Here is a 3208-nt window from a genome sequence, read left to right as displayed (position 1 = left end):
TTGTTTTCTGGGAACCACACAGGGACGCGAACATCTCGAACAGCAGCGATTGGTTTGAACGCTCAGTGTGTTCAAGCCACTCGGCCTATTAGTACCGGTCGACTCCACACGTTACCGCGCTTCCATCCCCGGCCTATCAACCCAATCGTCTCTTGGGGGCCTTACACACACAAGGTGTGGGAGAACTCATCTCGAGGAAGGCTTCCCGCTTAGATGCTTTCAGCGGTTATCCCGACCGAACGTAGCCAACCAGCCATGCCCCTGGCGGGACAACTGGCACACCAGAGGTTCGTCCGTCCCGGTCCTCTCGTACTAGGGACAGACCCTCATCAATTCTCCTACGCGCACAGCGGATAGGGACCGAACTGTCTCGCGACGTTCTAAACCCAGCTCGCGTGCCGCTTTAATGGGCGAACAGCCCAACCCTTGGGACCTACTCCAGCCCCAGGATGCGACGAGCCGACATCGAGGTGCCAAACCATCCCGTCGATATGGACTCTTGGGGAAGATCAGCCTGTTATCCCCGGGGTACCTTTTAGCCGTTGAGCGACACCGCTTCCACACGCCGGTGCCGGATCACTAGGCCCTGCTTTCGCACCTGCTCGACCTGTCGGTCTCACAGTCAAGCTCCCTTGTGCCCTTGCACTCACCACCTGATGACCAACCAGGCTGAGGGAACCTTTGGGCGCCTCCGTTACTCTTTAGGAGGCAACCGCCCCAGTTAAACTACCCACCAGGCACTGTCCCCCACCCGGATCCACGGGTGCGGGTTAGACGTCTAAGGCGACCAGAGTGGTATTTCACCAATGACTCCACGAACACTGGCGTGCCCGCTTCACAGTCTCCCACCTATCCTACACAAGACACATCAAACGCCAATGCCAAGCTATAGTGAAGGTCCCGGGGTCTTTCCGTCCTGCTGCGCGAAACGAGCATCTTTACTCGTACTGCAATTTCGCCGGGCCTGTGGTTGAGACAGCGGGGAAGTCGTTACGCCATTCGTGCAGGTCGGAACTTACCCGACAAGGAATTTCGCTACCTTAGGATGGTTATAGTTACCACCGCCGTTTACCGGCGCTTAGATTCTCAGCTTCGACACCCGAAAGCGTCTAACCGGTCCTCTTAACGTTCCGGCACCGGGCAGGCGTCAGTCCGTATACAGCGTCTTACGACTTCGCACGGACCTGTGTTTTTAGTAAACAGTCGCTTCCCCCTGGCCTCTGCGACCACCCCCAGCTCCGGCAGCAAGTGCCATCACCGGACGTGGTCCCCCTTCTCCCAAAGTTACGGGGGCAATTTGCCGAGTTCCTTAACCACAGTTCACCCGATCGCCTTGGTATTCTCTACCTGACCACCTGAGTCGGTTTAGGGTACGGGCCGCCGGTACACTCACTAGAGGCTTTTCTCGGCAGCATGGGATCACTCACTTCACCAAAAACGGCTCGGCATCACCTCTCACCCTTAACGGATCGCGGATTTACCTACGATCCGGGCTACAGGCTTACCCCGGGACAACCATCGCCCGGGCTGAGCTACCCTCCTGCGTCACCCCATCGCTCACCTACTACCACTTAGGGTCCCACGCTCCCCCAACAAACAGGCCCGAAGGCCCATAAGCGGGATTGGGTGGTTAGCATCAATGGCCTCAGCGTTGGCGCATACCAGCGGGTACGGGAATATCAACCCGTTGTCCATCGACTACGCCTGTCGGCCTCGCCTTAGGTCCCGACTTACCCTGGGCGGATTAGCCTGCCCCAGGAACCCTTGGTCATCCGGCGCACACGTTTCTCACGTGTGATTCGCTACTCATGCCTGCATTCTCACTCCCACACCCTCCACCGCACGATCACTCGACGGCTTCACCGGATGCAGGACGCTCCCCTACCCATCCCAAACAAGTTGGAATGCCACGGCTTCGGCGGTGTGCTTGAGCCCCGCTACATTGTCGGCGCGGAATCACTTGACCAGTGAGCTATTACGCACTCTTTCAAGGATGGCTGCTTCTAAGCCAACCTCCTGGTTGTCACAGCAACTCCACATCCTTTCCCACTTAGCACACGCTTAGGGGCCTTAGCCGATGATCTGGGCTGTTTCCCTCTCGACTACGAAGCTTATCCCCCGCAGTCTCACTGCCACGCTCTCACTTACCGGCATTCGGAGTTTGGCTGACGTCAGTAACCTTGTAGGGCCCATTAGCCATCCAGTAGCTCTACCTCCGGCAAGAAACACGCAACGCTGCACCTAAATGCATTTCGGGGAGAACCAGCTATCACGGAGTTTGATTGGCCTTTCACCCCTAACCACAGGTCATCCCCCAGGTTTTCAACCCTGGTGGGTTCGGGCCTCCACACCGTCTTACCGGCGCTTCACCCTGCCCATGGCTAGATCACTCCGCTTCGGGTCTACAGCATGCGACTCAAACGCCCTCTTCAGACTCGCTTTCGCTACGGCTACCCGCCACCGGTTAACCTCGCCACACACCATAACTCGCAGGCTCATTCTTCAAAAGGCACGCCATCACGAACAACACCGAAGTGTTGAGGACGCTCTGACGGCTTGTAGGCACACGGTTTCAGGTACTATTTCACGACCCCTCACCGGGGCACTTTTCACCTTTCCCTCACGGTACTTGTCCGCTATCGGTCATCAGGAAGTATTTAGCCTTACCACGTGGTCGTGGCAGATTCACACGAGATTTCACGGGCCTCGTGCTACTCGGGAACACACCCGGGAGCCACTGGAATTTCGTCTACCGGACTCTCACCGTCTACGGTCGGCTATCCCAAACCATTCGACTACACCAGCGGTTTGTAACTCCCTGTCAAGATGGCAGCCTCAACAAGATGGTCCCACAACCCCGCACACGCAACCCCTGCCAGGTATCACACGCGCACGGTTTAGGCTCATCCGCTTTCGCTCACCACTACTCACGGAATCACTATTGTTTTCTCTTCCTGCGGGTACTGAGATGTTTCACTTCCCCGCGTTCCCACCAACCGGCCTATACATTCAGCCGGCGGCGACACCCCATGACGAGTGCCAGGTTCCCCCATTCGGAAATCCCCGGATCAAAGTCTGGTTGCCGACTCCCCGAGGCATATCGCAGGCTCCCACGTCCTTCATCGGCTCCTGATGCCAAGGCATCCACCGTATGCCCTTAAAAACTTGAACACACAAAGCGATCAAACAAATCGCAACAGAGATGAAC

The 3208-nt window shown here is 57.1% G+C and carries 1 rRNA gene; it reads right to left on the bottom strand.

Annotated features, from left to right (window positions below):
- Window positions 1–67: 67 nt before the first annotated feature.
- Window positions 68–3171: ribosomal RNA gene (locus tag EBO15_RS43020) — 23S ribosomal RNA — on the bottom strand.
- Between the last annotated feature and the right edge of the window lie 37 nt (window positions 3172–3208).

The sequence above is a fragment of the Actinomadura harenae genome, assembly GCF_003696215.1.
Classification (GTDB): domain Bacteria; phylum Actinomycetota; class Actinomycetes; order Streptosporangiales; family Streptosporangiaceae; genus Spirillospora; species Spirillospora harenae.
Note: the sequence above shows the minus strand (reverse complement) of the source record. Positions and strands in the feature narration are given on the sequence as shown.